This is a genomic window from Mycolicibacterium moriokaense, from assembly GCF_010726085.1.
Taxonomy (GTDB): Bacteria; Actinomycetota; Actinomycetes; order Mycobacteriales; family Mycobacteriaceae; genus Mycobacterium; species Mycobacterium moriokaense.
The window spans coordinates 2,522,159-2,546,187 of the sequence record NZ_AP022560.1; the positions used below are offsets into that span (position 1 = coordinate 2,522,159).

Annotated in this window: 22 protein-coding genes, 1 tRNA gene and 1 pseudogene; 10 read left to right on the forward strand and 14 right to left on the reverse strand. The window is 64.4% G+C overall.

Features of this window, described 5'->3' with window-relative positions; all coding sequences use genetic code 11:
- Nucleotide 1: 1 nt before the first annotated feature.
- From nuoE to G6N43_RS12410, 5 genes are read right to left on the reverse strand one after another with little or no spacing between them, the layout of a single operon-like run.
- Complete coding sequence (gene nuoE / locus G6N43_RS12390; protein ID WP_083153429.1) at nucleotides 2-712, reverse strand: NADH-quinone oxidoreductase subunit NuoE; 711 nt, start codon at nucleotides 710-712, stop codon at nucleotides 2-4.
- Nucleotides 709-2,061, reverse strand: a complete 1,353-nt coding sequence (locus G6N43_RS12395) for an NADH-quinone oxidoreductase subunit D (RefSeq protein WP_083153431.1) — start codon at nucleotides 2,059-2,061, stop codon at nucleotides 709-711. The genes nuoE and G6N43_RS12395 overlap by 4 nt, the downstream gene beginning before the upstream one ends.
- On the reverse strand, nucleotides 2,061-2,714 hold the full coding sequence (locus G6N43_RS12400) for an NADH-quinone oxidoreductase subunit C (protein WP_234810145.1): 654 nt from the start codon (nucleotides 2,712-2,714) through the stop codon (nucleotides 2,061-2,063). Before G6N43_RS12400 ends, G6N43_RS12395 begins: the two co-directional genes overlap by 1 nt.
- Nucleotides 2,711-3,265 (reverse strand): NuoB/complex I 20 kDa subunit family protein, encoded by a 555-nt coding sequence (locus G6N43_RS12405; protein WP_083153435.1) that lies wholly within the window; start codon nucleotides 3,263-3,265, stop codon nucleotides 2,711-2,713. The genes G6N43_RS12400 and G6N43_RS12405 overlap by 4 nt, the downstream gene beginning before the upstream one ends.
- Nucleotides 3,256-3,618 (reverse strand): NADH-quinone oxidoreductase subunit A, encoded by a 363-nt coding sequence (locus G6N43_RS12410; RefSeq protein WP_083153505.1) that lies wholly within the window; start codon nucleotides 3,616-3,618, stop codon nucleotides 3,256-3,258. The genes G6N43_RS12405 and G6N43_RS12410 overlap by 10 nt, the downstream gene beginning before the upstream one ends.
- Before the next feature lie 126 nt (nucleotides 3,619-3,744).
- Here G6N43_RS12410 and G6N43_RS12415 point away from each other — a divergent pair, with 126 nt between their 5' ends.
- Nucleotides 3,745-4,167 (forward strand): PleD family two-component system response regulator, encoded by a 423-nt coding sequence (locus G6N43_RS12415; RefSeq protein WP_163658078.1) that lies wholly within the window; start codon nucleotides 3,745-3,747, stop codon nucleotides 4,165-4,167.
- Here the strand turns inward: G6N43_RS12415 and usfY are convergent.
- The 3 genes from usfY to cbbX all read right to left on the reverse strand — a co-directional run bounded on the left by usfY (nucleotide 4,141) and on the right by cbbX (nucleotide 6,457).
- Nucleotides 4,141-4,500, reverse strand: a complete 360-nt coding sequence (usfY, locus tag G6N43_RS12420) for a protein UsfY (RefSeq protein WP_083153437.1) — start codon at nucleotides 4,498-4,500, stop codon at nucleotides 4,141-4,143. The genes G6N43_RS12415 and usfY overlap by 27 nt on opposite strands.
- An 86-nt stretch (nucleotides 4,501-4,586) precedes the next feature.
- Complete coding sequence (locus G6N43_RS12425) at nucleotides 4,587-5,468, reverse strand: LysR substrate-binding domain-containing protein (protein ID WP_083153439.1); 882 nt, start codon at nucleotides 5,466-5,468, stop codon at nucleotides 4,587-4,589.
- On the reverse strand, nucleotides 5,465-6,457 hold the full coding sequence (gene cbbX, locus G6N43_RS12430) for a CbbX protein (protein ID WP_083153441.1): 993 nt from the start codon (nucleotides 6,455-6,457) through the stop codon (nucleotides 5,465-5,467). The genes G6N43_RS12425 and cbbX overlap by 4 nt, the downstream gene beginning before the upstream one ends.
- A gap of 224 nt (nucleotides 6,458-6,681) precedes the next feature.
- Between cbbX and G6N43_RS12435 the strand changes: the two genes are divergently transcribed.
- Nucleotides 6,682-7,092, forward strand: coding sequence for a BlaI/MecI/CopY family transcriptional regulator (locus G6N43_RS12435; RefSeq protein WP_083153443.1), 411 nt, complete (start codon nucleotides 6,682-6,684; stop codon nucleotides 7,090-7,092).
- Here G6N43_RS12435 and G6N43_RS12440 read toward each other — a convergent pair.
- Nucleotides 7,064-8,254, reverse strand: a complete 1,191-nt coding sequence (locus tag G6N43_RS12440) for a GAF domain-containing sensor histidine kinase (protein ID WP_083153509.1) — start codon at nucleotides 8,252-8,254, stop codon at nucleotides 7,064-7,066. The two genes, G6N43_RS12435 and G6N43_RS12440, sit on opposite strands and share 29 nt — an antisense overlap.
- A 50-nt stretch (nucleotides 8,255-8,304) precedes the next feature.
- Complete coding sequence (locus tag G6N43_RS12445) at nucleotides 8,305-8,973, reverse strand: response regulator (protein WP_083153445.1); 669 nt, start codon at nucleotides 8,971-8,973, stop codon at nucleotides 8,305-8,307.
- Between the two features lie 145 nt (nucleotides 8,974-9,118).
- Here G6N43_RS12445 and rpe point away from each other — a divergent pair, with 145 nt between their 5' ends.
- Genes rpe through G6N43_RS12460 form a run of 3 tightly spaced genes read left to right on the forward strand, consistent with a single transcriptional unit; the run spans nucleotide 9,119 to nucleotide 12,634 of the window.
- The gene (gene rpe, locus G6N43_RS12450) at nucleotides 9,119-9,805 is read left to right on the forward strand and encodes a ribulose-phosphate 3-epimerase (RefSeq protein ID WP_083153447.1); all 687 of its coding nucleotides are present in this window, start codon (nucleotides 9,119-9,121) and stop codon (nucleotides 9,803-9,805) included.
- A complete protein-coding gene (gene tkt, locus G6N43_RS12455; protein WP_083153448.1) occupies nucleotides 9,802-11,859 on the forward strand; it encodes a transketolase in 2,058 nt (685 codons plus the stop codon). Before rpe ends, tkt begins: the two co-directional genes overlap by 4 nt.
- 19 nt (nucleotides 11,860-11,878) lie before the next feature.
- Complete coding sequence (locus tag G6N43_RS12460) at nucleotides 11,879-12,634, forward strand: HAD-IA family hydrolase (RefSeq protein WP_083153450.1); 756 nt, start codon at nucleotides 11,879-11,881, stop codon at nucleotides 12,632-12,634.
- Between the two features lie 40 nt (nucleotides 12,635-12,674).
- Here G6N43_RS12460 and G6N43_RS12465 read toward each other — a convergent pair whose 3' ends face one another.
- From G6N43_RS12465 to G6N43_RS12475, 3 genes and pseudogenes are all read right to left on the reverse strand, one after another.
- Nucleotides 12,675-13,043, reverse strand: a complete 369-nt coding sequence (locus G6N43_RS12465; RefSeq protein ID WP_083153452.1) for a hypothetical protein — start codon at nucleotides 13,041-13,043, stop codon at nucleotides 12,675-12,677.
- A 60-nt stretch (nucleotides 13,044-13,103) separates the two neighbouring features.
- On the reverse strand, nucleotides 13,104-14,786 hold the full coding sequence (locus G6N43_RS12470; protein WP_110810442.1) for an alpha/beta hydrolase family protein: 1,683 nt from the start codon (nucleotides 14,784-14,786) through the stop codon (nucleotides 13,104-13,106).
- 299 nt (nucleotides 14,787-15,085) lie between these two features.
- Nucleotides 15,086-16,476 (reverse strand): annotated as a pseudogene (locus G6N43_RS12475) (IS256 family transposase).
- 369 nt (nucleotides 16,477-16,845) lie between these two features.
- On the opposite strand from G6N43_RS12475, the gene G6N43_RS30535 reads away from it, so the two are divergent.
- Nucleotides 16,846-17,571 (forward strand): integrase core domain-containing protein, encoded by a 726-nt coding sequence (locus G6N43_RS30535; protein WP_197745404.1) that lies wholly within the window; start codon nucleotides 16,846-16,848, stop codon nucleotides 17,569-17,571.
- Between the two features lie 42 nt (nucleotides 17,572-17,613).
- On the opposite strand, the gene G6N43_RS12485 is transcribed toward G6N43_RS30535, so the two are convergent.
- Nucleotides 17,614-17,686, reverse strand: a tRNA-Arg gene (locus G6N43_RS12485).
- Nucleotides 17,687-17,890: 204 nt separating this feature from the next.
- Here G6N43_RS12485 and G6N43_RS12490 point away from each other — a divergent pair.
- From G6N43_RS12490 to G6N43_RS12505, 4 genes are all read left to right on the forward strand, one after another.
- Complete coding sequence (locus tag G6N43_RS12490) at nucleotides 17,891-18,328, forward strand: group I intron-associated PD-(D/E)XK endonuclease (RefSeq protein WP_110810321.1); 438 nt, start codon at nucleotides 17,891-17,893, stop codon at nucleotides 18,326-18,328.
- 78 nt (nucleotides 18,329-18,406) lie between these two features.
- Nucleotides 18,407-19,891 (forward strand): wax ester/triacylglycerol synthase family O-acyltransferase, encoded by a 1,485-nt coding sequence (locus G6N43_RS12495; protein ID WP_083150231.1) that lies wholly within the window; start codon nucleotides 18,407-18,409, stop codon nucleotides 19,889-19,891.
- On the forward strand, nucleotides 19,888-21,579 hold the full coding sequence (locus G6N43_RS12500) for an HAD-IB family hydrolase/lysophospholipid acyltransferase family protein (RefSeq protein ID WP_083150230.1): 1,692 nt from the start codon (nucleotides 19,888-19,890) through the stop codon (nucleotides 21,577-21,579). Before G6N43_RS12495 ends, G6N43_RS12500 begins: the two co-directional genes overlap by 4 nt.
- Complete coding sequence (locus G6N43_RS12505) at nucleotides 21,576-23,921, forward strand: glycerol-3-phosphate 1-O-acyltransferase (RefSeq protein WP_083150229.1); 2,346 nt, start codon at nucleotides 21,576-21,578, stop codon at nucleotides 23,919-23,921. Before G6N43_RS12500 ends, G6N43_RS12505 begins: the two co-directional genes overlap by 4 nt.
- Nucleotides 23,922-24,029 lie beyond the last annotated feature (108 nt).

Genomic DNA, 24,029 nt, shown 5'->3' on the forward strand with positions numbered 1-24,029 from the left:
GTCAGTCCTCGCCTTCCACACCGCTTGCAGCCATGCCCTTTTCGTGAGCGACGTGCAGTCCTGCCAAGGTGGCCGCGCCCGCGCCACTGGAATCGAGTCGGTCGTCGGGCAGGCCAGCAAGGACTCTCGCGGTTTCCTTGAATGTGCACAGGGGTGCGCCGCGGGTGGGCACGGGTGGTCGGCCTTCGCGTAGTGCGTCGACGAGGTCTCGGGCGGAGGTGGGTGTTTGGTTGTCGAAGAATTCCCAGTTGACCATGACGACGGGTGCGTAGTCGCAGGCGGCGTTGCATTCGATGTGTTCGAGGGTGACGCGGCCGTCGGGGGTGGTTTGGCCGGCATGCACACCCAGGTGCTCTTGTAGTGTGTCGAGGATCGCGTCGCCGCCCATGATGGCGCACAGGGTGTTGGTGCACACCCCGACCAGGTATTCACCGGTCGGCGTGCGACGGTACATCGAGTAAAACGTCGCCACCGCAGCGACTTCCGCGCCGGTAAGCCCGAGCAGCTCACTGCAGAAGTTGACTCCCGCTGCGGTCAGGTAACCGTCTTCGGATTGCACCAGGTGCAGCAGCGGCAGCAACGCCGAGCGGGCTTGAGGATAGCCGGCGATGATTTCGCGCGCTTCGTCCTCCAACCGGGCCAGGGTCTCCGCTGGATAGCTGTCATCCTGCGGCTCTTCAGGTTTCGGGTTCAGTGGAAGGAATATGGTCATCGGTCGACGCCTCCCATGACGGGGTCGATGGATGCGACGGCGGTGATGGCGTCGGCGACCATGGCGCCTTCGCACATGGCGGCCACGGCTTGGAGGTTGTTGAAGGAGGGGTCGCGGTAGTGCACGCGGTAGGGGCGGGTGCCGCCGTCGGAGACCATGTGCACCCCGAGTTCGCCGCGTGGGGATTCGATGGCGGCGTAGACCTGTCCGGGTGGGACGCGGATGCCTTCGGTGACGAGTTTGAAGTGGTGGATCAGTCCTTCCATGGAGTGGCCCATGATTTTGGCGATGTGTTCGGGGGAGTTACCCAGCCCGTCGGGGCCGAGTTTGAGATCTGCCGGCCAGGCCAGTTTCTTGTCTTCGATCATCACCGGCCCCGGGTTGGGCACATCCAAGCGGTCCACGCACTGGGCGATGATCTTCAGCGACTCGTGTAGTTCTTTGACCCGGATCAGATACCGGCCGTAGGAGTCACATGCGTCGTCGGTGATGACGTCGAAGTCGTAGGTTTCATATCCGCAGTACGGTTGGGCCTTGCGCAGATCGTGGGGCAGCCCGGTAGAGCGCAGCACCGGCCCGGTGACTCCCAGCGCGATACAGCCGGTCAGATCCAGGTAGCCGATGCCTTGGGTGCGGGCTTTCCAGATCAGGTTCTCGCTCAGCAGGTCCTCGAGGTCTTTGAGCCGTTTGGGCATCAGCTCGAGCATGTGGCGTAGTTGGGGGATGGCTTCGTCGGGCAGATCCATCGATACGCCGCCGGGGCGGATGTAGGCGTTGTTCATCCGTAGCCCGGTGATGGTTTCGAAGATCGACAGGATTTGTTCGCGTTCGCGGAAGCCGTAGAACATCGCGCCCATGGAGCCCAGTTCCATGCCGCCGGTGGCCAGCGCGACCAGGTGGCTGGAGATGCGGTTGAGTTCCATCATCATCACGCGGATGACGTTGGCGCGTTCGGGGATGTCGTCGGTGACGCCGAGCAGTTTCTCCACCGCCAGGCAGTAGACGGTTTCGTTGAACAGCGGCGACAGGTAGTCCATGCGGGTCACGAAGGTGACCCCCTGGGTCCAGGTGCGGAATTCGAGGTTTTTCTCGATGCCGGTGTGTAGATAGCCGATCCCGCAGCGGATCTCGACGATCGTCTCGCCCTCGATCTCCAGAATCAACCGCAACACCCCATGGGTGGACGGATGCTGCGGACCCATATTCACCACGATGCGTTCACCGGCGTGTGCGGCGGCGTTGTGCTTGGCGGCCTCGACGACCTGATCCCAGTCCTGCCCGCCGACGACGACCACGGTTTCGGTACCGCCCGATCCAAAGGGATTGGTCGGGGTGTCAGCTGAATTCATCAGTTGTAGGCCCTCCGTTGGTCCGGTGGCGGGATCTCGGCGCCGTGGTATTGCACCGCGATCCCGCCCAACGGGTAGTCCTTGCGTTGCGGGTGTCCCACCCAGTCGTCGGGCATTTCGATGCGCGTCAGGGCGGGATGGCCGTCGAAGATGATCCCGAAGAAGTCGTAGGTTTCGCGTTCGTGCCAGTCCACGGTCGGATACACCCCGTACAGCGATGGGATGTGCGGGTCGGCGTCAGGGGTGGCCACTTCCACCCGGATGCGGCGGTTGTGGGTGATCGACATCAACGGATACACCGCGTGCAGCTCGCGGCCGGTGTCCTCGGGGTAATGCACCCCGCTGACTCCCAGACACAATTCGAACCGCAACCCGGGATCATCGCGCAGCGCCTGCGCCACGGCGGGCAACTGCGTGCGGTCGACCTCCAACGTCAGCTCGTCGCGGTAGACCACCACCCGCTCGATCGATTCGGCGTAGCCGTCCTCACCGAGCGCGGCTTCTAAGGTGTCGACGACGTCGTCGAAATAGCCCCCCAACGGGCGGGAGACATTGTTCGCCAACGGTATTAGGCGCACCAATCTGCCGTAGCCGGTCGTGTCACCGCTCCCCGTCACCCCGAACATGCCGCGGCGCGCACCGTTGACACTCATCGCGCCGACCATTCGAGCTGAAGTGTCGGCGTGGCGGCCAATGCAGCGGTTTCAGCTTCGCGGACGGCTTCTTCGCGGTGAACGCCCAACGGCATCTCTTGAATCTTGTCGTGCAGCTTGAGGATTGCGTGCAGCAGCATCTCCGGTCGGGGCGGGCAGCCGGGCAGGTAGATGTCGACCGGGACGATGTGGTCGACGCCTTGGACGATCGCGTAGTTATTGAACATCCCGCCCGAGGAGGCACACACCCCCATCGACAGCACCCATTTGGGCTCGGTCATCTGGTCGTAGATCTGGCGCAGCACCGGGGCCATCTTCTGGCTGACCCGGCCGGCGACGATCATCAGATCGGCCTGCCGCGGGGTCGCCGAGAACCGCTCCATGCCGAAGCGTGAGATGTCGAACCGCGGTCCCGCGGTGGCCATCATCTCGATCGCGCAGCAGGCCAGCCCGAACGTTGCCGGCCACAGCGAGCCTTTGCGGATATAGCCAGCGACCTTCTCCACCGTCGAGAGCAGGATCCCGCCGGGCAGCTTCTCCTCTATTCCCATGACAGACCTCCCCGCCGCCAGACATAGGCGTAGGCCACAAACACCACCACCATGAAGAGCAGCATCTCTACCAGCGCACACAGTCCGAGATTGTCGAATGCGACCGCCCACGGGTAGAGGAAGACGATCTCGATGTCGAAGATGATGAACAACATCGCCGTCACGTAGTAGCGGACCGGAAACCGTTGTGTCGAAACGGTGTGATTGCTCAGCGGCTCGATGCCGCACTCATAGGCACCCAGCTTGGCCCGGTTGAACCGCCGCGGACCGACCACCACCGCAATCGTGACCGACACGACCGCGAAGGCAGCCGCGACCGCGCCGAGCACCAGGATCGGGGTAAAGGCGTTCACGTTTCGGCCTTCCGGTGACGAATGGGCAATCTCCACGGTGACGAATACCGTGGTCGTTCAGCACCCCGAATAGGGGGAGGAGCAAGGGGATTCACGCACTGGGGCCAAATCGTTACGATCCGCTACGTGATTCAAGAAGCAAAGAGCGCGAGTCTCTTCACGCCGCTGCGGGTTCTGGTCTACAGCAGCAACGCCGACGTACGAACACGAATCCAAAGTGCGCTGGGTCGATTGCCTGACAGTGCGGTCGCCCCACTGGATTTCGTCGAGGCGGCAACGGCCGCGGCTGTTCTCCGCATAACGGCCACGGGCTCGATCGACCTAGCCATACTCGACGGCGAGGCGACGCCATGCGGTGGGATCGGTCTGGCCAAGCAGTTGAAAGACGAACTGCTGCAGTACCTGCCGATCGTCGTCATCACCGCGCGGCCCGACGACGCATGGCTAGCCTGCTGGTCGCGGGCCGACGCGGTGGTGTCGCACCCCGTCGACCCGCTTGAGCTGCGGGCCGAGGTACTGCCGCTACTGCGCGACAGAATGCTTGTTTAGCAGCACCGGGTCGCGCCGGCGCGTCAACTCGGGACGATGCGCCGCCCGGCATTCGGGATGTTCAGCCAGCCAATGCTGTTCGATTCGCAGCACGCGGTGATGTTCGACCACGAGCCAAGCGATACCACCCGCGATGGCGAGCGCACCGACGATCCCCGTGGTGAGCACCATGTCATGGTGCCGGTATGCGGCCGCGGCGACACCGCCCATGAGGGAGATGACACCCAGCGCAATGGACAGCAGTCCTGGCCAGCAGTAGATATCGATGAAGGATTCACCGGCATGCTGGTGAGTGGTGCGGAAATGGTCGATGGGATCGTGTGTGTCTGCCACGTCTCCTCCTAGGTGTAGAGCTACCTGAAGAGCTATTCCTGTGACAGCGCGCAACCATCCCCCTTCTGGGGGGCTTGTTGGGTGGCTTAGGCAGCGGATCGCCAACCGAGCTCGCGATGGGCGAGCAGATGGGAGATCAACAGTTCGGTCGTTCCCGTGCAGGGCGACTGGGTGACGACGTGCCACGGGCGTTCCAGCGGGGTGCCGGGCACCTCGACTTCGACCAAGGTACCGGCCTCCAGTTCACGACGTACCGCTTGTCGCGAGACAAGCGTCACTCCGAGGCCGGCGACCGCAGCCGCTACCACCGCGCCGTGCGAACCCAGAATCATCTGTGGCGGTTGAGCCTCGATCTCCTCGAGTAATGCCATCATGCTGGCCCTTGTGCCCGAACCGGATTCGCGCAGCAGCCAGGTGGTTTTCGCCGGATCGAAGCGGCGAGCGGTTTCGGGAGGTGCCACCACAACGAGGGCATTGGGGCTGACCGCCCTGACCTGAACCTGGTCGAGCTCTGCGGGCGGCCGGCCCGCGACCACCACATCGGCATCGTGGTTGGCGAGCATGGGCCAGACCGCATTTCGTGACGCGACGACGAGCTTGCAGTCGACGCTCGGGTACTTCGCGATGAACGATGCGAGCAGCGAGGGGATCAGGAGTTCGCCCGCGGTCGTCACCGCGGCCAGCCGGATGGACCCGTTCTCGGGATCGACCTCGCCACGTGCAGCCATGACGGCTTCGTGGTGAAGTCCGAGAATCCTTCTGGCGTAGTCGACGTAGCGTTGGCCCGCCGGTGTCAACCGGACACCGCGGCCATGCCGGTCCACGAGAGGGACACCGACCTCTGTGCTCAGGCTGCTCAATGCCGACGAGATGGCCGACTCGGTCACCACCAGACGTTCCGCCGCGCCGCGAACGGACCCGGTGTCGGCAAGCTCGACGAGCGCCCGGAGGCGGGCGTTGGTGGTCACGCCGATGACTTCTTCGCGTCTTCGCCGAAGACTCGGCTGGCGAGCAGATCGGCGGCCTCGATGGTGGTCAGCGCGGCAAGATCGACCCGCGAATCGGTCTGGGCCACCAAGCGCCGAGCGTGTCGTAATCGCGCTCGCTCCATGGCATTCCGGACACTGCGAGCATTGGCGAACCACGGTTGGTCGATGCGCAGATGCAGGTACTCCCGCAGCGCAACCCGCCCGTCGGCGGACAGGGTGTAGCCGAGGTCCTCGGCCATCAGCACCGCGATCTGCTCGAGTTCGTCGATGGAGTAGTCCGGAAAGTCGACGTGATGGGCGACGCGGCTCTGCATCCCGGGGTTCGCGGAGAAGAACTGGTCCATCTTGTCCGCGTATCCGGCGAAGATCACGACGAGGTCATCGCGGTTGTTCTCCATCACCTGCAACAGGATCTCGATCGCCTCAGAGCCGTAGTCGCGTTCGTTCTCGACCTTGTACAAGTAATAGGCCTCGTCGATGAACAGCACGCCGCCCATCGCCCTCTTGATCACTTCCTTGGTCTTGGGCGCGGTGTGCCCGATGTACTCGCCGACGAGATCGTCGCGGGTGACGCTGACGAGATGGCCGCGGCGCAGATACCCGAGCCGATGCAGCACGTCGGCCATCCTCAACGCCACGGTGGTCTTGCCGGTCCCGGGATTGCCCGTGAAGCACATGTGCAACGTGGGCTGCGGCGCGCTGATGCCATAGCGTGCACGTATCCGATCGACGAGCAGCAGCGCAGCGATCTCCGCGATTCGGGTCTTCACGGGCGCCAGGCCCACGAGTTCCGAATCGAGTTTCGACAGCACGTCGTCGACACCCGTTTCTCGGCGGGCAGCAGCGAGATCAACCGTCGCATCAGGTGCCAGCAACACCTCACCCGGCTCGTCGATCGTCGGTGCTTCCAGTTGGTTAGGCTTGAAACCAAAAGAGCGACGCGATGTTTCGGCCATTGACTGCGTCATGTGCCGATGACCGCCTCAGTGTCCGCGCAGCCGCCGCGTCCTTCTGTCATGGCGTGAATGCTGCCACCAAACACTGAACATGTCTATTGGGAATAAGGTGTGGAATGTGAAGTGAATGGTTTATTAATCCCCCGGCCGGTCCTCCTCCTGGGTGACGACGCCGGCAGGCGCCGCCGATACGTTTCTCCGATCGGGCGCGGGTCTCGTCGGCAGAGGAGAGCGACATGGCCAAGTGGAGGCTGCTAGGCGAGCTCGAGCGTCGGGTGATGGAACACCTCTGGAGCGCAACGGAACCGCAGACCGTCCGGCAGGTGCATGCGGTGGTGTCACCGCCTCGTGCACTCGCATACACGACCGTCATGACGGTACTTCGGCGGCTCGCTGACAAAGGTCTGGTGGCACAGCACCGCGGCGATCGAGCCCACCGGTATGCGGCAGTGCACGGTCGCGACGAGTTGGTGGCCGGCCTGATGGTCGACGTGCTGCATCAGGTGGACGATTCGAGGGATCGCACGTCCGCGCTCGTCCACTTTGTGGAGAGTGTAGGAACCGATGATCTGCACGCTCTGCAACAGGCGCTCGTCGAGGTCGAGAAACGGGTGCGATCTAGTCCCGCGTCTGCGGCAGAGGAATAGTCGCGGTCACGGCGGTTCCCGAGCCGGGCCGCGAACGGATATGCAGCCGGCCGCCGACGAGCTCAGCCCGCTCGGACATCGACAGCAGCCCGTAGCCACCTGTTTCGTCCAGACCGAGTGGATGCTGCAAGGTGTCGAATCCGACTCCGTCATCGACGATTTCGAGCTGGGCGGTCTCGTCCTGGACCGAGAAGGTGAGCCGCGCCACCGTAGCCCCCGCGTGTTTCACGACATTCTGCAGACATTCCTGCGCGATGCGGTACAGCGCGATCTCGATGTGTTCGGGTAAGCGAGCCTCGGTCAGCTCCACCTCGAGACGCAGCTGGGGGATGGATCGGGCGAGGCTCGCCAGTCCGCCTGCTAGGCCTAGATCGTCGAGTACCGGCGGCCGCAGCCCGCCGATAGCTGCGCGCGCTTCTTGCAGTGTCAGATCTACCAGTTCGCGGGCGGCGGCCAGCTGTACCGATGCCTCGCTCGGATCGTCGACGACGGCCTGGGCTGCGGCATCGAGGCGGTAGGACAACGTGATCAACCGCTGGGAGATCCCGTCGTGGATATCGCCTGCCAGACGCCGTCTTTCGATTTCCTGAGCCTCGATCACCTGCTCGACGAAGTTCTCGTGCGCGCGTTCCCGCCCGACCAGTTGACGATGCAGCCGCGCTTGATGCAGCGCACCCGCGATGAGACGCCCGATCACCAACAGCAGTTCCACATCTCGTGCCGTGAATTCACGGCGTTCGAACGTGTGCACTGTCAGCTCGCCGACCAGTCCGCCGGGGTCGGTCTCCATCGGTACCGAAACCATCGACGTAAAGCGCGAATCGCGTAGCGCGTCGATTGGTAGGTATCGAGGATCGGACTCCTTGTCCTCGACGATGACAACCGGCTCCCGATGGTTGGCGACCCAGCCCGAGATGCCGGAGCCGAGCGGCATGCGAACCCGACCGACTTCACGGTCGAACGGCGGTGTCGCTCCAGCGAGGGTCAGCGAACGGTCACTGTCGTCGAGCACATGCACGAAGCAGACGTCTGTGTTGGTCGCGTGGGTGATCATTCGCGCGGCAGCCGCGGCCAGCAGTTCCACCTCCGGCCCGTGTGACGCCGCCTGAATCAGCTCACGGAGCAGTGCCAATTCGCTGTCCGCCTCGACGAGATCCCGCACGCCGTTTGTGCGTTCGGCGGTGCCGAGATGCCGGACGGACGTTGTATTGCTCACTGGTAGATGCCTTCTCGCAGGGCGGTGGCCACGGCGGCCGTTCGGTCGGCCACTCCGAGCTTGCGGTAGATGGACCGCAGGTGGCTCTTGACCGTCTCATCGCCGATGACCAGCTTGTTCGCGATGCCGCGATTCGAAAGCCCGGTCACCATGTACGACAGAATCTCGCTTTCCCGCTGGGTCAACCCCTGTCGCGCGCCTGGCCAGAACTCGTCGCGCTGCAGCCGCGATGCAGTGTCGGCGGCACGCAGAGCGAGGCCAGGGTCGATCGCGCTTTCGCCGTCGCGCACCAGCTCGAGCTGGCGGACCAGGTCGTCACTGCTGATGCTCTTGAGCAGGTAGCCGGACGCGCCGACCCGCATGGCCTGGAAGAGGTACTGCTCGTCGTCATAGACCGACAGCATCACGACCTTGCGATCAGGGTTGCGTTGCCGCAGAGCCAGGCACAGGTCGAGCCCGCTGGAGCCCTGCATCCGGACGTCGCACAGCACCACGTCGGGGTCGAGACTGTCGACGACATTCACCGCCCGCTCGACACCGACAGCCTGGCCGACCACCCGCACCTTGCTGCCGAAGCCGGCAAGCATCGCCTTCAAACCCTCGATGACCATCTCATGGTCATCCACCAACACAAGTCGCACCGGACTGGTGACCGTCGTCGTCATGCGGACACCATAGAGCCGCCATACCGGTGTCGTCGTGGGACTTTCGGCCCTGAGAACACATATAACCCGCTCAATCCCCCGTACTGGGGGGAGCCGGTGGCCCGTTTCCGTCCATAGCATCGCCGCCGACCCCTAAGGAGGCTGGATGAAAACCTGCGAGCCGACGCTGGTCGCTTCCGTGCTGCCCGCGGACTTCTCAGAGCTCGGTCAAGAGGTCAGGCGGCTGGAGAAGGCGGGCGTCGACCGGATCCAGTGGGATGTGATGGACGGCCGGTTCGTGCCGAACCTGACCTTCGGTCCGGACGTGATCAGTGCAAACCGCGGGCTCGTATCAATGGGGTTCGAGGCACACCTGATGGTCGACGATCCCGATCATATGCTGTCTCGATGGGTGGAAGCCGGCTGCGAGATCGTCATCGTGCACGCCGAAGCGACCCGGCATCTGCACCGGACCCTCGGTGCCATCGCCGATCTCGGCGCACGAGCGGGTGTCGCACTGAACCCTGCGACCCCGTTGGAGGCGGTCACCAGCGTGCTCGATCTGGTCGACCTCCTGCTCGTGATGACGGTGAATCCGGGCTTCGGCGGTCAGCGGTATCTCTCTTCGATGGAGCGCAAGATCGCCGCCGCCAGAGCCGAGATCGACACGCGCGGACTCGATATCGAGCTCGAGGTCGACGGTGGAATCGCCGGGGCGACGATCGGCGGGGCAGCGATCGCGGGGGCGGATGTCTTCTGTGCGGGCTCGGCGCTGCTCAACGGTGACGGCACCCTCGAGGAACGAACGGCCGCGCTGCGCAGTGCAGCCGCCGACGGAATGGAGTCGCGATGAGCATCGCACCGAGCTCGACGAGCGCGGACCTGCTTACCGATGAGGTCGACCGCCTGGCGATCACCACACTGCGATTCTTGGCCGCCGATGCGGTGCAGTCGGCCAATAGTGGCCACCCGGGCCTGCCGCTCGGTGCCGCGCCGGTCGCGTGGACGCTGTGGTCGCGTCACCTACGTCATGATCCGGCGCACCCCCGCTGGCCGGACCGGGACAGGTTCGTTCTGTCGGCGGGTCACGGTTCGGCGTTGTTGTACGCCCTGCTGCACGTCTTCGGCTACGACGTGACGCTGGACGACCTCGCGCACTTCCGACAGCTCGGATCGCGAACCCCAGGACATCCCGAGTTCGGGATGACCCCCGGAGTGGAGACTACGACCGGCCCGCTGGGTCAAGGCTTGGCGAATGCGGTCGGTATGGCGTTGGCCGAACGTATGCTCGCGGCCCGGTGCAACGACGCCGAGCACCGCGTCGTCGACCATCGCACGTGGGTGCTCGCCGGAGATGGCGACCTGATGGAGGGCATCAGCCATGAGGCTGCGTCGCTGGCCGGACGACTCGGCCTCGGCCGGTTGACTGTCATCTTCGACGACAACAACATCACGATCGACGGACCGGCGGACCTCAGCTGTGGTGACGACGCACTCGGCAGATTCGCAGCCTATGGCTGGCACACGCTGTCGGTGGAGGACGGAAACGATGTGCGTGCCATCGACAGGGCGCTCGCTCAAGCACGCGAGGTGGAATCTGCTCCGACATTCATCAAGGTGCGCACGACCATCGGTTACGGCGCGCCAGGCGTCGAAGGCACGTCGAAGGTGCACGGCAGCCCGCTGGGGGCGGAGAACCTGGCGGCGATGCGGGTGAAGTTCGACTGGCCGTCAGCACCCTTCCATGTGCCGACGACGCTACGGTCTGTTACTGCGGAGCTGGGCGCCAAAGGCGCTGCCGCACACCTGAGTTGGGTTCAGAGATATGCGAATTGGACCGCCGACAATCCGCAGCTCGCAGTGGACTTTCCGCTCGACCGTGTCCCCGCCCCGTCAAACTGCGACGCCCTCGCGCGGTTGTTCGAGTCGCCCGCCAAGATGGCGACCCGTCAAGCATCCGGCGCGGCTCTCACCGCGCTCGCCGCCGAATACCCGGCGCTCGTAGGAGGATCCGCAGACTTGGCGGGATCGACCAACACCGCGATACCGGGCGGGGATGTGCGGGAGGGCGACTACGCCGGCCGGACGATTCACTTCGGTATCCGAGAGCACGCGATGGCCGCGGTCATGAACGGAATCTCGCTGCACGGCGGCCTACGCCCGTTCGGAAGCACATTCCTGGTCTTCTCCGACTACCTGCGTCCGGCCGTGCGGTTGTCGGCGCTCATGGGCCAACCCGTCATATACGTCTTCACGCACGACTCGATCCATGTCGGCGAGGACGGGCCGACCCATCAGCCGATCGAGCACATCGAATCCTTGCGACTCATACCCGGGGTGACGGTGTTACGGCCCGCCGATTCCGCCGAGGCTGCGTTGGCCTGGCAGATCGCTGTGGAGAACCTCTCGGGCCCCACGGCGTTGGTGCTTACGAGGCAGAGCGTGCCCGCGCTCGGCGGGGACGGATTGTCAGACGTTCGCGAGCGCGGATTTCGTATCGTTCGTGGCGATTTCAACGAGACGAGGGTGGTGCTCGCGGCCACTGGGTCGGAAGTGTCGCTGGCGCTGGAGGCGGCGGACCTGCTCGCGGGGCGGGGTGTCGAGGCCGCGGTGTTGTCAGTGATGTGGCGGGACCGGTTGGAGGCGGCGCTATCTGCCGATCCGGGGACATTGCCCAACTGCCCTGTGGTCTGGACGGAAGCCGGCGCAACGACGGGATGGCGCGCCATCGCGCGAGACCGTGACCACGTCATCGGCCTGGATCGATTCGGCGAAAGTGGGCCGGGGCCGCAGGTGGCCGCTCACCTTGGTTTGACTGCGTCGGCCGTCGCCAATGCCGCCTTGACGGCGCTCGGACAGCAAGGCGCCCAATGGGATGACGGTAGTAGCCGAATCGTCTCGCCGTGATCTGTGATGGTTGAGACCGATGCTGCCGACGCCGGATCTGCTGGCTGTGATTTTCGACGTAGACGGCACCATCGCCGATACCGAGCGCGAAGGCCACTTGCCGGCTTTCAACGATGCGTTCCTTGCCCACGGTCTCGACGTCACCTGGAGTCCGCAGGAGTACGGACGGCTCCTGCGGATCACCGGCGGGCGACACCGAATCGCTGCGGACCTGCGCGCACGCGGCTTCGGCGACCGTGCGGGGGAACTAGCCACCGAAATCCACGAAACCAAGACGGAGCTGTTCCGGACGCGCATCGTTGCCGGGAGCGTCTGGCCGAGACCGGGACTGACCGATTTGGTGAGCAGTCTGGTGGACGACGGGATTCGAATCGCCATCGCCACCACCGGGCGAGCCGCCTGGGTGGAACCATTGATAGCGAGGATCCTCGGCAACGGTGTCGCCGAGACCATGGTGACCGGCGACGACGTCGCCCGACTCAAGCCCGACCCCGCCGCATACCAACGCGCGCTCGAGCAACTCGATGTGCGCCCTGAAAATGTACTTGCCATCGAGGATTCCGAGATCGGACTGCGGGCGGCGACCGCGGCGGGGGTCGCCACCGTGGTCGTCACCACGGATTACACGGAGGACCAGGACTTCGTTGGCGCAGCAGTGGTGCGCGGCTCCTTCGTCAGCCCGCAGCCGCTTGACGCTGCCTCATTGAGACGAATCCACCGACAGTGGTGGCTACGCTGTGGCCACCCGCCCGGCAGTCATCACGAATTGCGGTGAGCCGCTGCGCGTTCCAGGGCGGACAGCCGTGCGAGGCGGTTCAGGCGACCGTCAACGTGACGTTGTTCAGGGACACCGCGACATCGCTAGGCAAGATGTCCATGAAGGTGGGAGCGTCGCGGACCGCGGGGCCTGACGCGATGATGTTGCCCGGAAAGCTGGGGCTGCACGGGAAGTTGTTGCACCGGTACCAGAATCCGGGCGCACTTTGATACGGGAACATGCTCGGCGCCTGATCGACTCGGTAGCGACCGGGCTGAATGAATGCCGTCGCCCACCCGTCTCGCGGGTTGGTGGCGACGTTGAACACGCCGTTACTGCCGTAGCTTGGCGGGCTCGCGTACGCCGGGGCGGCGAGCGCAACCGCCACTAGTGCGGCGGCCGCTGTCGTTGCGACCTTCGTTTTCACGACGTGGAGTCTATCGAGCAGCGCGCGCTCCGGGAGCCGGATCGCGCGGGCGGTCGCCCGCTATGCCGCCGCAGCATCGCTGTTGTCGTTGTCCTTGTCGTTCTTGTCGGCGTCGTTGGGCCCGGCGTCGTTGGGCCCGGCGTCGTTGGACCCGGCGTCGTTGGACCCGGCGTCGTTGGACCCGGCGTTCGTGCCAGTGCTGGTTCCCGTGCCGGTGCCGGTCGACGTCGTCCCGGTGTTGGTGCCGTTGCCGGTGGCCGTGCCTGTCTCAGCGCCGGCGTTCGTATCCGTGTCGACGTCCTTGTCTGGGTCTGTGTCGGTGTCGACAGCGGTGTTGTCGGTGTCGGTGTTCGTAATGCTGGCCCTCGAGCCCGTCTCGGTGCCGGTTCCCCCGCCGGCCAGCTGGTTCTGCGAGAGGTCCGTCTGTTGGCCACTGCCTTGATCGTCGTCCTGCGGTTCCGGTCCTGAATCGGTGACGCCGGCGGTGCCGTCGTCCCCAGAGCCATCGTCGTGATCGCCGCCGGGCACCGCGTCAAGGCCCTCGCCCGTGATCGGCATCTGCCGCGCGTTGAGGCCCTCCGGATTCGAGTCGGTGGCCGCGCCGACGATCTCGTCGAGCGGCGCGGACTGTCTGGCTACGGACACGGGTTGCGCCGCCCTCGGCAGGAACGGCGAAAAGATCGCCGCGATGGTTTCCAGGATCGCGCCGGGAAGTTTGACCAACGCCGTCAGCATGTCGCCGATCGACGGAATGAACCGGCCGGGGCGGTACGCGCTCGGGTCCGACGGAATCGGGTTGCCGCCGTAGTAGCCGAAGTCGACCGCCCATTTCAGCAGCGGCGCAGTGACGTTTGCGATGTAGTCACCGAAGATGCCGCGGATCAACGTGGTCAGCGGCAGCTCCCTGGCCGTATAGGTGACGTACGTGGTGTTGCCCCGCGTCGTGACGTACGCGCTGATCCGGTCGCCGACCGGCGAGACGCACCTGGCGTCGGGACAAGCGAGTACGGCGCCGTTGTCGGTGAACGCGCAGGTGTTCGCCCCGCAGTCGAGCGGTGAGCCGTCCGGGGCGACCGGCCTGCCCTGGGCGTCCACGGGCAGGTCGACGTCGTCCTGACTCAGACGTGTCGTGAACCATGAGGCCAGCGAGTTGAGAGCGGAGAAGGGGTTGAGCACGTACCCAGGGGCGTTCGAGTTGTAGTCGTACTCATAGCCGGTGTTGACGACTCTCAACGCGCCGGTCTGACTCGGCGTGGGGTACGGGTTCACACCGATGAGCGCGAACAACGGATACCGGGTGCCGAAGCCTCCGTCGGGTCGGGCGACGTCGTTGTCGAGGATGAACACGGTTCTGCTCAGATCGGTGTCGTTCCTCAGCAGCAGCAAACTCGTGTTCGCGGCGCCCCAGCCGGACGCGATGACGGCGTTGTCCTCGCCGGCGTTGGCGTCCAAAGCCGCCTGGATGCCGGCCGGGCCGTCCCAGAAGTTCACGTGGACGATGTCGTCGAGATCAGGTCCGGTGTAGGTCGGATCGTCGCGGAACTTTCGGCCGTAAAAGTCCTCGACACCCGCTCCGCTGGGGTGTGTCGAGCTGCCCACGACGATGAGGGCGGTGAGATCGACAAGGGATGCCGAGATGGACGCAGGTTGGGTAGCTGCAACGCATCCGACGCTGGTGGCCACCCCGATGGCGGCGGCACCGATCGCGACCTTGACCGCGGGCTTTGTCCGTGGCCCGGCCATGTGTTGCCTCTTCCGACAGGATTTTCCAGCAAACCCTAACGCTGACGGGGATGCTACGCGAGTCAGCGGGGCTTTCGTAAGCGTCCGTGCAAGCGCCCCCGGCAGTGTGGTGTTTCAGGACATCGGAATGGGATGTCTCAAGACATCGGAATAGGTGGTCGGCCAGTTTCAGCTGGTGTCGAAGGCTCGTCTGGTCATCACCGCTGTACTCATTGAGGGGCGCTCTCAGTCGCAGGTCGCCCGCGATTACGGAGTCTCCCAAGGCTGAGCTTGTCAAGATTTCTGTGTAGGTGGCTGGTTTACAGGTAGGGGTTGATTCGTTCGGGGTAGGTCAGGGCCAGTGCGCCTAGTGCTTGTTTCCAGCCGTTGGTGCGTGCTCCCTCGACGAGGCGCTTGGTGCGTGAGCGGTCTCCGGTCTTGAGTGGGTCGTCGTAGAACTTCTGGCGTTCTCGAGCGCGTTTGTCCTCGATGTTGCAGATCGCCAGCCACAGCAGCTTGACCGCGGCCTGATCACTGGGAAAGTGTCCGCGGTTCTTGATGATCTTGCGTAACTGGTAGTTCAGCGATTCGATCGCGTTGGTGGTGTAGATGATTCGCCGCAGATCTGGCGGGAACGCCAAGAACGGGATGAACCGCTCCCAGGCATTACGCCAGGCGATCACTGTCGTCGGATTCGACTGTCCCAGAGCCGAATTAGCGAACTCCTCGAACGCCTCGGCTGCCGCGTCGGCGGTGGGAGCGGTGTAGATGGTCTTCAGTGCCGCCGCGATCTCCTTGCGCTTTCCGTAGGAGACAAACCGCATGGAATTGCGGATCAGATGCACCACGCAGGTCTGCACAGTGGCCTGCGGCCACGTCGCCTCGACAGCCTCGGCGAACCCATTCAACCCGTCGGTGCACACGATCAGGATGTCCTTGACCCCACGATTGGCCAGCTCGGCACAGACCCCGGCCCAGAACTTCGCGCCTTCGTTGGCCGTCACCCAGATCCCCAGCACGTGGCGGATGCCATCGAGATCGACACCCACGGCGATGTGGGCGGCGCGGTTCTTGACCTGGTGACCGTCACGGATCTTGATCACCAGCGCGTCGAGATAGACGATCGGATAGAGCTCCTCCAGCGGCCGTTTCTGCCACTGAATGACCTCCTCGAGCACTGCATCGGTGATCTTGGAGACCGTCTCGTGGGAAAGCTCGGTGCCGATCGTGGTGGCCAGATGATGCTGAATATCGCGGATCGTCATCCCGCCGGCGTAAAGCGAGATGATCATGTCGTCCAGACCGCCCAGGCGCCGTGCACCCTTAGGGACCAGCGTCGGAGTGAAGCTCCCGTCGCGATCGCGCGGGATCGCTAACCCGACGTCACCGACCTCGCTGGCCACGGTCTTAGGTGTGAACCCGTTACGAGCATTGGGTAGTTCACGCCCGACCGGATCACCCTTCTCATAACCCAGGTGGTCAGTGAGCTCAGCGGCCAACCCGCGCTCCAGAACGGCTTTGACCATCTCGGGCAGAAACCCGCCCTCACCGGTCAACTGCAACTGACCGGCATCGATCTTGGCTAACACATCATCCAACACACCCGCAGACTTCAACGCCTCCATGGCATCAGCGCCCGACATCGGCTCGTCAGTGGTCACATCCATCGATACTGCTCCAATTCATCAGGAGCCACAGCTACACAAAACATCTGACACGCCCCCAAGGCTGGATCTCACGACTGATCCGCCGTTACACCCTCGAAGGCGACGCCGCCTTCGAACCCCGTTCCCGACGCCCTCACACCAGCCCGGGGCGGCTGCCGCAGACCACCATCGATCTGATCATCGAGCTACGCCACACCCTGACCGGCAAAGGACTCGACGCCGGACCCCACACCATCGCCTGGCACCTACACCACCACCATCAGCTACACGTCTCCACCGCCTCGATCAGCCGCCCCCTGCGCCGCGCCGGCCTGGTCGAACCCACACCAGCCAAACGACCCAAATCCTCCTACCTGCGATTCGCCGCCCACCAGCCCAACGAGCTCTGGCAAGCCGACTTCACCCACTGGCGGTTGGCCAACGGCACCACCACCGAAATCCTGTGCTGGCTCGACGACCACTCCCGCTACGCAATATCGGTCACCGCTCACCGCCGCGTCACCGCCACCATCGTCGCCAACGAATTCACCAAAGCCACTGCCCAACATGGCATCCCCTACTCCACACTGACCGACAACGGCATGGTCTTCACCACCCGCTTCGCCGGCGGCAAAGGCGGCCGCAACGAATTCGAAGCCCAACTGCACCGCCTGAAAGTCCGCCAAATCAACTCCACCCCCAACCACCCCACCACCTGCGGAAAAGTCGAGCGCTTCCACCAAACCCTCAAAAAATGGCTCACCGGCCAACCGCCGGCCACCACCATCGCCGCACTACAAACCCAACTCGACGCCTTCACCGACGAATACAACCACCGCCGACCCCACCGATCCCTGCCCCACCAAGCCACCCCCACAGTCATCTACACCAGCCGCCCCAAAGCCACCCCAGCAACCCGCACCGACACCCACAACCGCGTACGCACCGACCGCGTCGACCAAGCCGGATCAGTCACCCTGCGCGTCAACGGACGCCACCACTACCGAACCCGCGTCCTGATCCTCATCCAGGACCTCAACACCACCGTCATCAACGCCGCCACCGGAGAAGTACTGCGCGACTTCACCCTCGACCCCACCAGGGACTACCAACCCACCGGAGCACCCAAAGGCCCCAAACGGAAAAAACCGCAGACCTAAAGCAGGTCCACGGCTATTCCGATGTCTTGAGACATCACAAAGTGCCCCCGGCAGGATTCGAACCTGCAACCTACGGAGTAGAAATCCGCTGCGCTATCCGTTGCGCCACGGGGGCAAATGATCACGACATACGACCCAGAAACTACCTATGGATCGCGACGAGGCCTACATGGGGTCGCCGACTCCTTTCGCGAACGCGCCGCCGGATCATGGCGAGGCCGGATGTGGGCCGCCCCGTCTCTGACCTATGTAAACAGCGCACCCACCTTAACCGAATTCCCGCAAACCGATCGACGCCCCGTCCATTAGTCTCGAATCGATGGCGCACCACACGAAAGACAAGGGCGACTTGGGCATCGCCAAAGCCCACGCCGATTTGGTGAGCCAGGGCTTTACGGTCCTGTTTCCGGCGACGGAACATGCACCGTTCGACCTCGTGGCATACGCAGCGGGAGAATTCAACCGCCTCCAGGTGAAGTACCGGTCGGCGCGCACGGGTGCCGTCATCGTGAATTTTCGGTCGACGTGGGCGGACCGCAACGGGACACACACCACACGGATGGATAAAGGCGCAATCGACACGGTGTGCATCTACTGCCCGGAAACCGACGAGTGCTACTACGTCCGGCCCGACGCGTATGGCGCGTCGGTCACGCTCCGGATTGCGCCCAGCAAGAACGGCCAAAAAGCAGGAGTTCTGGACGCAGCAGCCTTTCGTGAGCTGCCGAGTTTGCCGACGTGTCGCGACGCCCACTAAAGGCACTTCGCACCACCGCGCAGCGGACTAGCGTGGTGAGGGCACGAAGCGGCGGGACCGGAAGGAGAGCGACGAGCCATGAGCGATGTGTCGGACCTCGATGCGGATGGGCTCCCGGAGGAACTCAGCGCATTCGATCAGATCCTGCATCGCGGTGAGGCCAACCCGCGCACCCGCTCGGGGATCATGACCCTGGAGGTCCTCGACACCAACCCGGACTGGGAGAAGTTCAGGCGTCGGTTCGACTACGCCTCGCGCAAGGTGCTCCGGCTGCGGCAGAAAGTCGTGACGCCGACGCTGCCGACGGTCGCGCCGCGGTGGGTGATCGATCCCGATTTCAACCTGGACTTCCACGTCCGCCGTATCCGGATCTCCGAACCGGGAACCCTGCGCCAGGTGTTGGATCTCGCGGACGTTTTGGCGCAATCCCCGCTCGACATATCCCGCCCGCTGTGGACCGCGACGCTCATCGAAGGACTGGAGGGCGGGCGCGCGGCGATCATGATGCACCTCAGCCACGCGGTGACTGACGGTGTGGGAGCCGTTGAGATGTTCGCCAACATCTACGATCTCGAACGCGAACCTCCGCCGCAGCCCGTCCCGCCGCTGCCGATCCCACAGGATCTGTCGCCCAACGACCTGATGCGCCAAGGGATCAGCCGGCTGCCCGGCACGATCGCTGGCCGGGTGCGCGGTGTCGTGTCCGGCGCCGCACATGTGGTGGGGGAGGCGATCCGCGACCCGATCTCGCGCATGGGCAGCGTCATCGACTACGCAATGTCGGGGGCTCGGGTGATGGGACCGGTCGCCCAGCCGTCACCCGTGCTGCGTCGACGCAGCCTGTCCTCGCGCAGCGAGGCCATCGATATCGAGTTCGGACACCTGCATCGCGCGGCGAAGGCCGCCGGCGGCTCCATCAACGATGCGTACCTGGCCGGCCTGTGCGGCGCGCTGCGTCTCTACCACGACGCCAAGGGCGTTCCCATCGACGCGTTGCCGATGGCGGTGCCGGTCAACCTGCGGTCGGAAGCGGATCCCGCCGGTGGAAACCGGTTCGCCGGCGTCAATCTCGCCGCGCCGATCGGGCTGGCGGATCCCGAGGTGCGAATCAAAGACATCCGATCGCAGATGACGAGCAAGCGTGAAGAACGCGCGATCGACATGGTCGGCGCCATCGCCCCCGTCGTCAGCTTGCTGCCCGATTCGGTGCTCGAGTCGATGGCAGCATCGATCGTCAACTCGGATGTGCAGGCCAGTAACGTGCCGGTCTATGCCGGCGACACATTCATCGCCGGCGCTAAGATCCTGCGGCAGTATGGAATTGGCCCGTTGCCGGGTGTCGCCATGATGGTGGTGCTGATCTCGCGGTCCGGGTACTGCACCATCACCACTCGCTACGATCGCGCCGCCATCGATGACCCAGACCTATGGGCGCGCTGCCTGCTAGCGGGTTTCAACGAAGTGTTGGCTCTGGGCGGTGACGGTCGCGCTGAACCGGCGTCGTTCTCGGTAGAGACGTCCGAACCCGCCCACATATCACCGAACGGAAGTGCGCTGCAATGACTTCGGGAAACGGTCAGGCTTCGCAAGCCATCCGCAGGACCATGCGGCTGCCGGGTTCGGTCGCCGAGATCCAGGCGAGCCCGCCCGGGCCCGAGGTCGGAGCATTCTTCGATCTCGACGGCACACTGGTCGCCGGGTTCACCGGTGTGATCATGACGCAGGACCGACTGCGTCGGCGCCAGATGTCGGTGGGGGAGTTCATCGGGATGGTGCAGGCCGGCCTCAACCATCAACTCGGCCGTTCCGAGTTCGAGGACCTCATCGGCAAGGGCGCCCGCATGCTGCGCGGAAACTCCCTCGCCGACATCGACGAATTGGCCGAGCGCCTCTTCGTGCAGAAGATCGTCTCGCGCATCTACCCCGAGATGCGTGAACTCGTCCGGGCTCACATGGCGCGTGGCCACACCGTGGTGCTCAGTTCGTCGGCGTTGACGGTGCAGGTCGAACCCGTCGCGCGGTTCCTCGGCATCGAGAACGTCTTGAGCAACAAGTTCGAGACCGACGAGAACGGCCTGCTCACCGGCGAGGTGCTCACCCCCATCATCTGGGGCCCCGGCAAGGCCAGGGCGGTGCAGGAGTTCGCCGCCAAGAACGGCGTCGACCTGTCCAAGAGCTACTTCTACGCCGACGGCGACGAGGACGTCGCCCTGATGTATCTGGTCGGCAATCCGCGGCCCACCAACCCGGCGGGCAAACTCGCGGCCGTCGCCGCCAAGCGCGGATGGCCGATATTGCGATTCAGCAGCCGCAGCGGCAGCAGCCCGGTGTCCCAGCTGCGCACCGCGGCGGGTATCGCGACGATGATGCCGGTCGCCGCCGGCGCGATCGGCATCGGGCTGCTGACCCGGAGCAAGCGCACCGGCGTCAACTTCTTCACGTCGACGTTCGGCCGCACGCTTCTCGGGGCCATCGGCGTCGAGCTCAATGTGCTCGGTAAGGAGAACCTGACCGCCCAGCGGCCTGCGGTGTTCATCTTCAATCACCGAAACCAGGCGGACCCGCTCATCGCGGGTCGATTGGTGGAAACCAATTTCACGTCGGTCGGTAAGAAGGAATTGGAGAAGGACCCGATCGTCGGCACCATGGGCAGGATCCTGGATGCCGCGTTCATCGACCGCGATGATTCGGAGAAGGCCGTCGAGGGCCTCAAGAAGGTCGAGGAACTGGCGCGCAAGGGTTTGTCGATCCTCATCGCGCCCGAGGGCACCCGGCTGGATACCACCGAGGTCGGCCCGTTCAAGAAAGGCCCGTTCCGGATCGCGATGTCGGTGGGGATTCCCATCGTTCCCATTGTGATTCGCAATGCCGAGGTCATCGCTGCCCGCGACTCGAGCACCTTCAATCCGGGAATCGTCGACGTGGTGGTCTATCCGCCGATCCCAGTGGATGACTGGACGCACGACAACCTGCCCGAACGCATTGCCGAGGTGCGCCAGCTCTACCTCGACACGCTGAAGGACTGGCCGCAGGACGAGTTGCCGACACCGGAGTTGTACAAGCGCAACGCCCCCACGAAGGCGGCCAAGAAGAAGGCGGCAACGAAGAAGACGTCAGCGAAGAAGACGTCGAAGAAGGCTACCGCCAGCAAGGCGTCCACCAACAAATCAACGACCAAGAAAGCGGCGGCGACGAAGGCCCCTGCCGAAAAGGCAGCCGCGAAAAAGGCTGCGCCGAAGGGTCGGCCGTGAAAATCTCCGCGGATCACTACGCGCCCTTCACGACGACCGACGACGCGCTCGTGCTCGCGTCGGTGTCGTCGCCCGCCGAAGAGGAACTGCTCAACGACTGGTTGGAGGAGCAGCGTCGCGAGCATCCGGACTCCAAGGTCGACGTTCTGCGACTGCCGCATGACGATCCGCCGCCCGCGGTACTGGCGCAGCTCGTGGCGGAACTGGAGGCCGACGAGGACCGGTCCGTCGTACCGGTGCGGGTGTTCTGGGTGCCGGGAGGCCTCCCAACACGGTCGAAAGTCGTTGCGCTGCTGTCGGGTCGCGACACCTACCGGCCGCCGGAGATCATTCAGCGCCGGATCCTTCGCCGGGACCCGTCCCGCGCAAGGGTGGTCGCCGGTGAGCCCGCAAAGGTGTCAGAGCTTCGCCAGCAGTGGGCCGACACGACGGTGGCCGAGAATTCGCGCGAGTTCGCACGATTCGTCATCCGCCGCGCCGTCCTGGCGATCGAACGCGTCGAGCTCCGGTTGCTCGGACCGGAATACAAATCTCCGCGACTGATCAAGCCCGAGATACTCGCCTCGTCGCGGTTTCGTGAAGGCCTGGAACAGATTCCGGACGCAACCGTCGCCAAAGCGGGGGAGATGCTCGATGAACTCTCCACCGGATGGAGCCGGTTCTCGGTAGATCTGATCCCGTCGCTGGGCCGCGCCATATTCAGTCGCGGGTTCGATCCGAACATCGACTATGACCGTGACGAGGTCGAGGCGATGCGCCGCAACCTGGAGAGCCATCCAGCGGTGCTGCTGTTCTCGCACAGGTCGTATCTCGACGGTGTGATCGTCCCGGTGGCGATGCAGGAGAACCGGTTACCCCCGGTTCATACGTTCGCGGGCATCAATCTGTCCTTCGGGTTCATGGGTCCGTTGATGCGCCATTCGGGCGTCATCTTCCTGCGCCGCAGACTCGACGACCCGTTGTACAAGTACGTCTTGCGGCAGTTCGTCGGTTACATCGTCGAGAAGCGGTTCAACCTCAGCTGGTCGATCGAAGGCACGCGGTCGCGAACCGGCAAGATGTTGCCACCCAAGCTGGGTCTGCTCGCCTACGTCGCCGATGCGTATCTCGACGGCCGCAGCGACGACATCCTGTTGCAGCCGGTATCGATCAGCTTCGACCAGTTGCACGAGACCGCCGAGTACGCCGCCTATGCGCAGGGTGGTGAGAAGACGCCCGAGGGACTGTCGTGGCTCGTCAATTACATTCGGGCGCAAGGGGAGCGCAATTACGGCAAGATCTACGTCCGATTCCCCGAGGCCGTGTCGATGCGCGACTACCTCGGCGAACCTCATGGTCCGATGGTCGAGGACGAGGCCGCCAAACGACTGGCGATGCAGAAGATGGCGTTCGAGGTGTCATGGCGGATCCTGCGCGCGACCCCGGTCAACGCGACCGCGCTGGTGTCTGCGCTGTTGCTGACCGCGCGCGGCGTCGCGCTCACGGTCGATCAGCTGCACCACACGCTGCAGGATTCGCTGGATTACCTGGAGCGCAAGCAGACTCCGATGACCAACAGCGCACTGCGACTGCGCACGACGGACGGGGTGCGCGCCGCGCTCGATGCATTGTCCAACGGCCATCCCGTCACGTGCGTCGACAGCGGCCGGGAACCGGTCTGGCGAATCGCGCCGAGCGATGAGCACGAGGCGGCGTTCTACCGCAACACCCTCATCGACGCCTTTCTGGAAACCTCGATCGTGGAACTGGCCCTCGTGTACGCCGCGCGGTCGGACGGAGATCGGCTGGAGGCGTTCTGGAATCAGGCGCTGCGGCTGCGCGATCTGCTCAAGTTCGACTTCTACTTCGCCGACTCCGCCGCCTTCCGCGAACACCTGATGGAGGAGCTGTCGTGGTTCGACGACTGGGAGGGTGCCGTCGTCGCGGGCAGCACGAAGATCGACCAACTGCTCCACGCGAAGCGGCCGATGATCGCAGGCGCGTTGCTGCGCCCGTTCTTCGAGGCCTACGAGATCGTCGCCGATGTGCTGCGCGATGCACCCGCCGAGATCGATGAGAAGGACCTGACCAAGCGGGCGCTGGGCCTCGGGAAGCAGTACGTCGCGCAGGGCCGCGTCCGCAACAACGAGTCGGTGTCCGCGTTGCTGTTCGCCACGGCCCGCCAGGTCGTCGCCGACCAGAACCTGCTCACGCCCGCGGCCGATCTGACCGAACGGCGCACCGCGTTCCGCGACGAACTACGCGGCATCCTGCTCGATATGGATAAGGTCGACCAGATCTCCCGCGACCAGTTCTTCCAGCGCGAAGCGCTGCGCCGCAAAGCTGCTTCCCGCCGAAACTGAAGTTGTGCAGGCCGATCGGCCGAATCTGCTGCATAACTTCAGTTTCGGGCGGATGAAGCGGGTCCATTGCTCGCGTCGGGACGGCGTTCCGGCTGGCGCCTGCGGAGT

Excerpts from the sequence above, each read along its gene's own strand:
- nuoE (WP_083153429.1), bottom strand. The coding sequence starts at position 712 with ATGACCATATTCCTTCCACTGAACCCGAAACCTGAAGAGCCGCAGGAT.
- G6N43_RS12395 (WP_083153431.1), bottom strand. The coding sequence starts at position 2,061 with ATGAATTCAGCTGACACCCCGACCAATCCCTTTGGATCGGGCGGTACC.
- G6N43_RS12400 (WP_234810145.1), bottom strand. The coding sequence starts at position 2,714 with ATGAGTGTCAACGGTGCGCGCCGCGGCATGTTCGGGGTGACGGGGAGC.
- G6N43_RS12405 (WP_083153435.1), bottom strand. The coding sequence starts at position 3,265 with ATGGGAATAGAGGAGAAGCTGCCCGGCGGGATCCTGCTCTCGACGGTG.
- cbbX (WP_083153441.1), bottom strand. The coding sequence starts at position 6,457 with ATGACGCAGTCAATGGCCGAAACATCGCGTCGCTCTTTTGGTTTCAAG.
- G6N43_RS12435 (WP_083153443.1), top strand. The coding sequence starts at position 6,682 with ATGGCCAAGTGGAGGCTGCTAGGCGAGCTCGAGCGTCGGGTGATGGAA.
- G6N43_RS12445 (WP_083153445.1), bottom strand. The coding sequence starts at position 8,973 with ATGACGACGACGGTCACCAGTCCGGTGCGACTTGTGTTGGTGGATGAC.
- rpe (WP_083153447.1), top strand. The coding sequence starts at position 9,119 with ATGAAAACCTGCGAGCCGACGCTGGTCGCTTCCGTGCTGCCCGCGGAC.
- tkt (WP_083153448.1), top strand. The coding sequence starts at position 9,802 with ATGAGCATCGCACCGAGCTCGACGAGCGCGGACCTGCTTACCGATGAG.
- G6N43_RS12460 (WP_083153450.1), top strand. The coding sequence starts at position 11,879 with ATGCTGCCGACGCCGGATCTGCTGGCTGTGATTTTCGACGTAGACGGC.
- G6N43_RS12470 (WP_110810442.1), bottom strand. The coding sequence starts at position 14,786 with ATGGCCGGGCCACGGACAAAGCCCGCGGTCAAGGTCGCGATCGGTGCC.
- G6N43_RS12490 (WP_110810321.1), top strand. The coding sequence starts at position 17,891 with ATGGCGCACCACACGAAAGACAAGGGCGACTTGGGCATCGCCAAAGCC.
- G6N43_RS12495 (WP_083150231.1), top strand. The coding sequence starts at position 18,407 with ATGAGCGATGTGTCGGACCTCGATGCGGATGGGCTCCCGGAGGAACTC.
- G6N43_RS12500 (WP_083150230.1), top strand. The coding sequence starts at position 19,888 with ATGACTTCGGGAAACGGTCAGGCTTCGCAAGCCATCCGCAGGACCATG.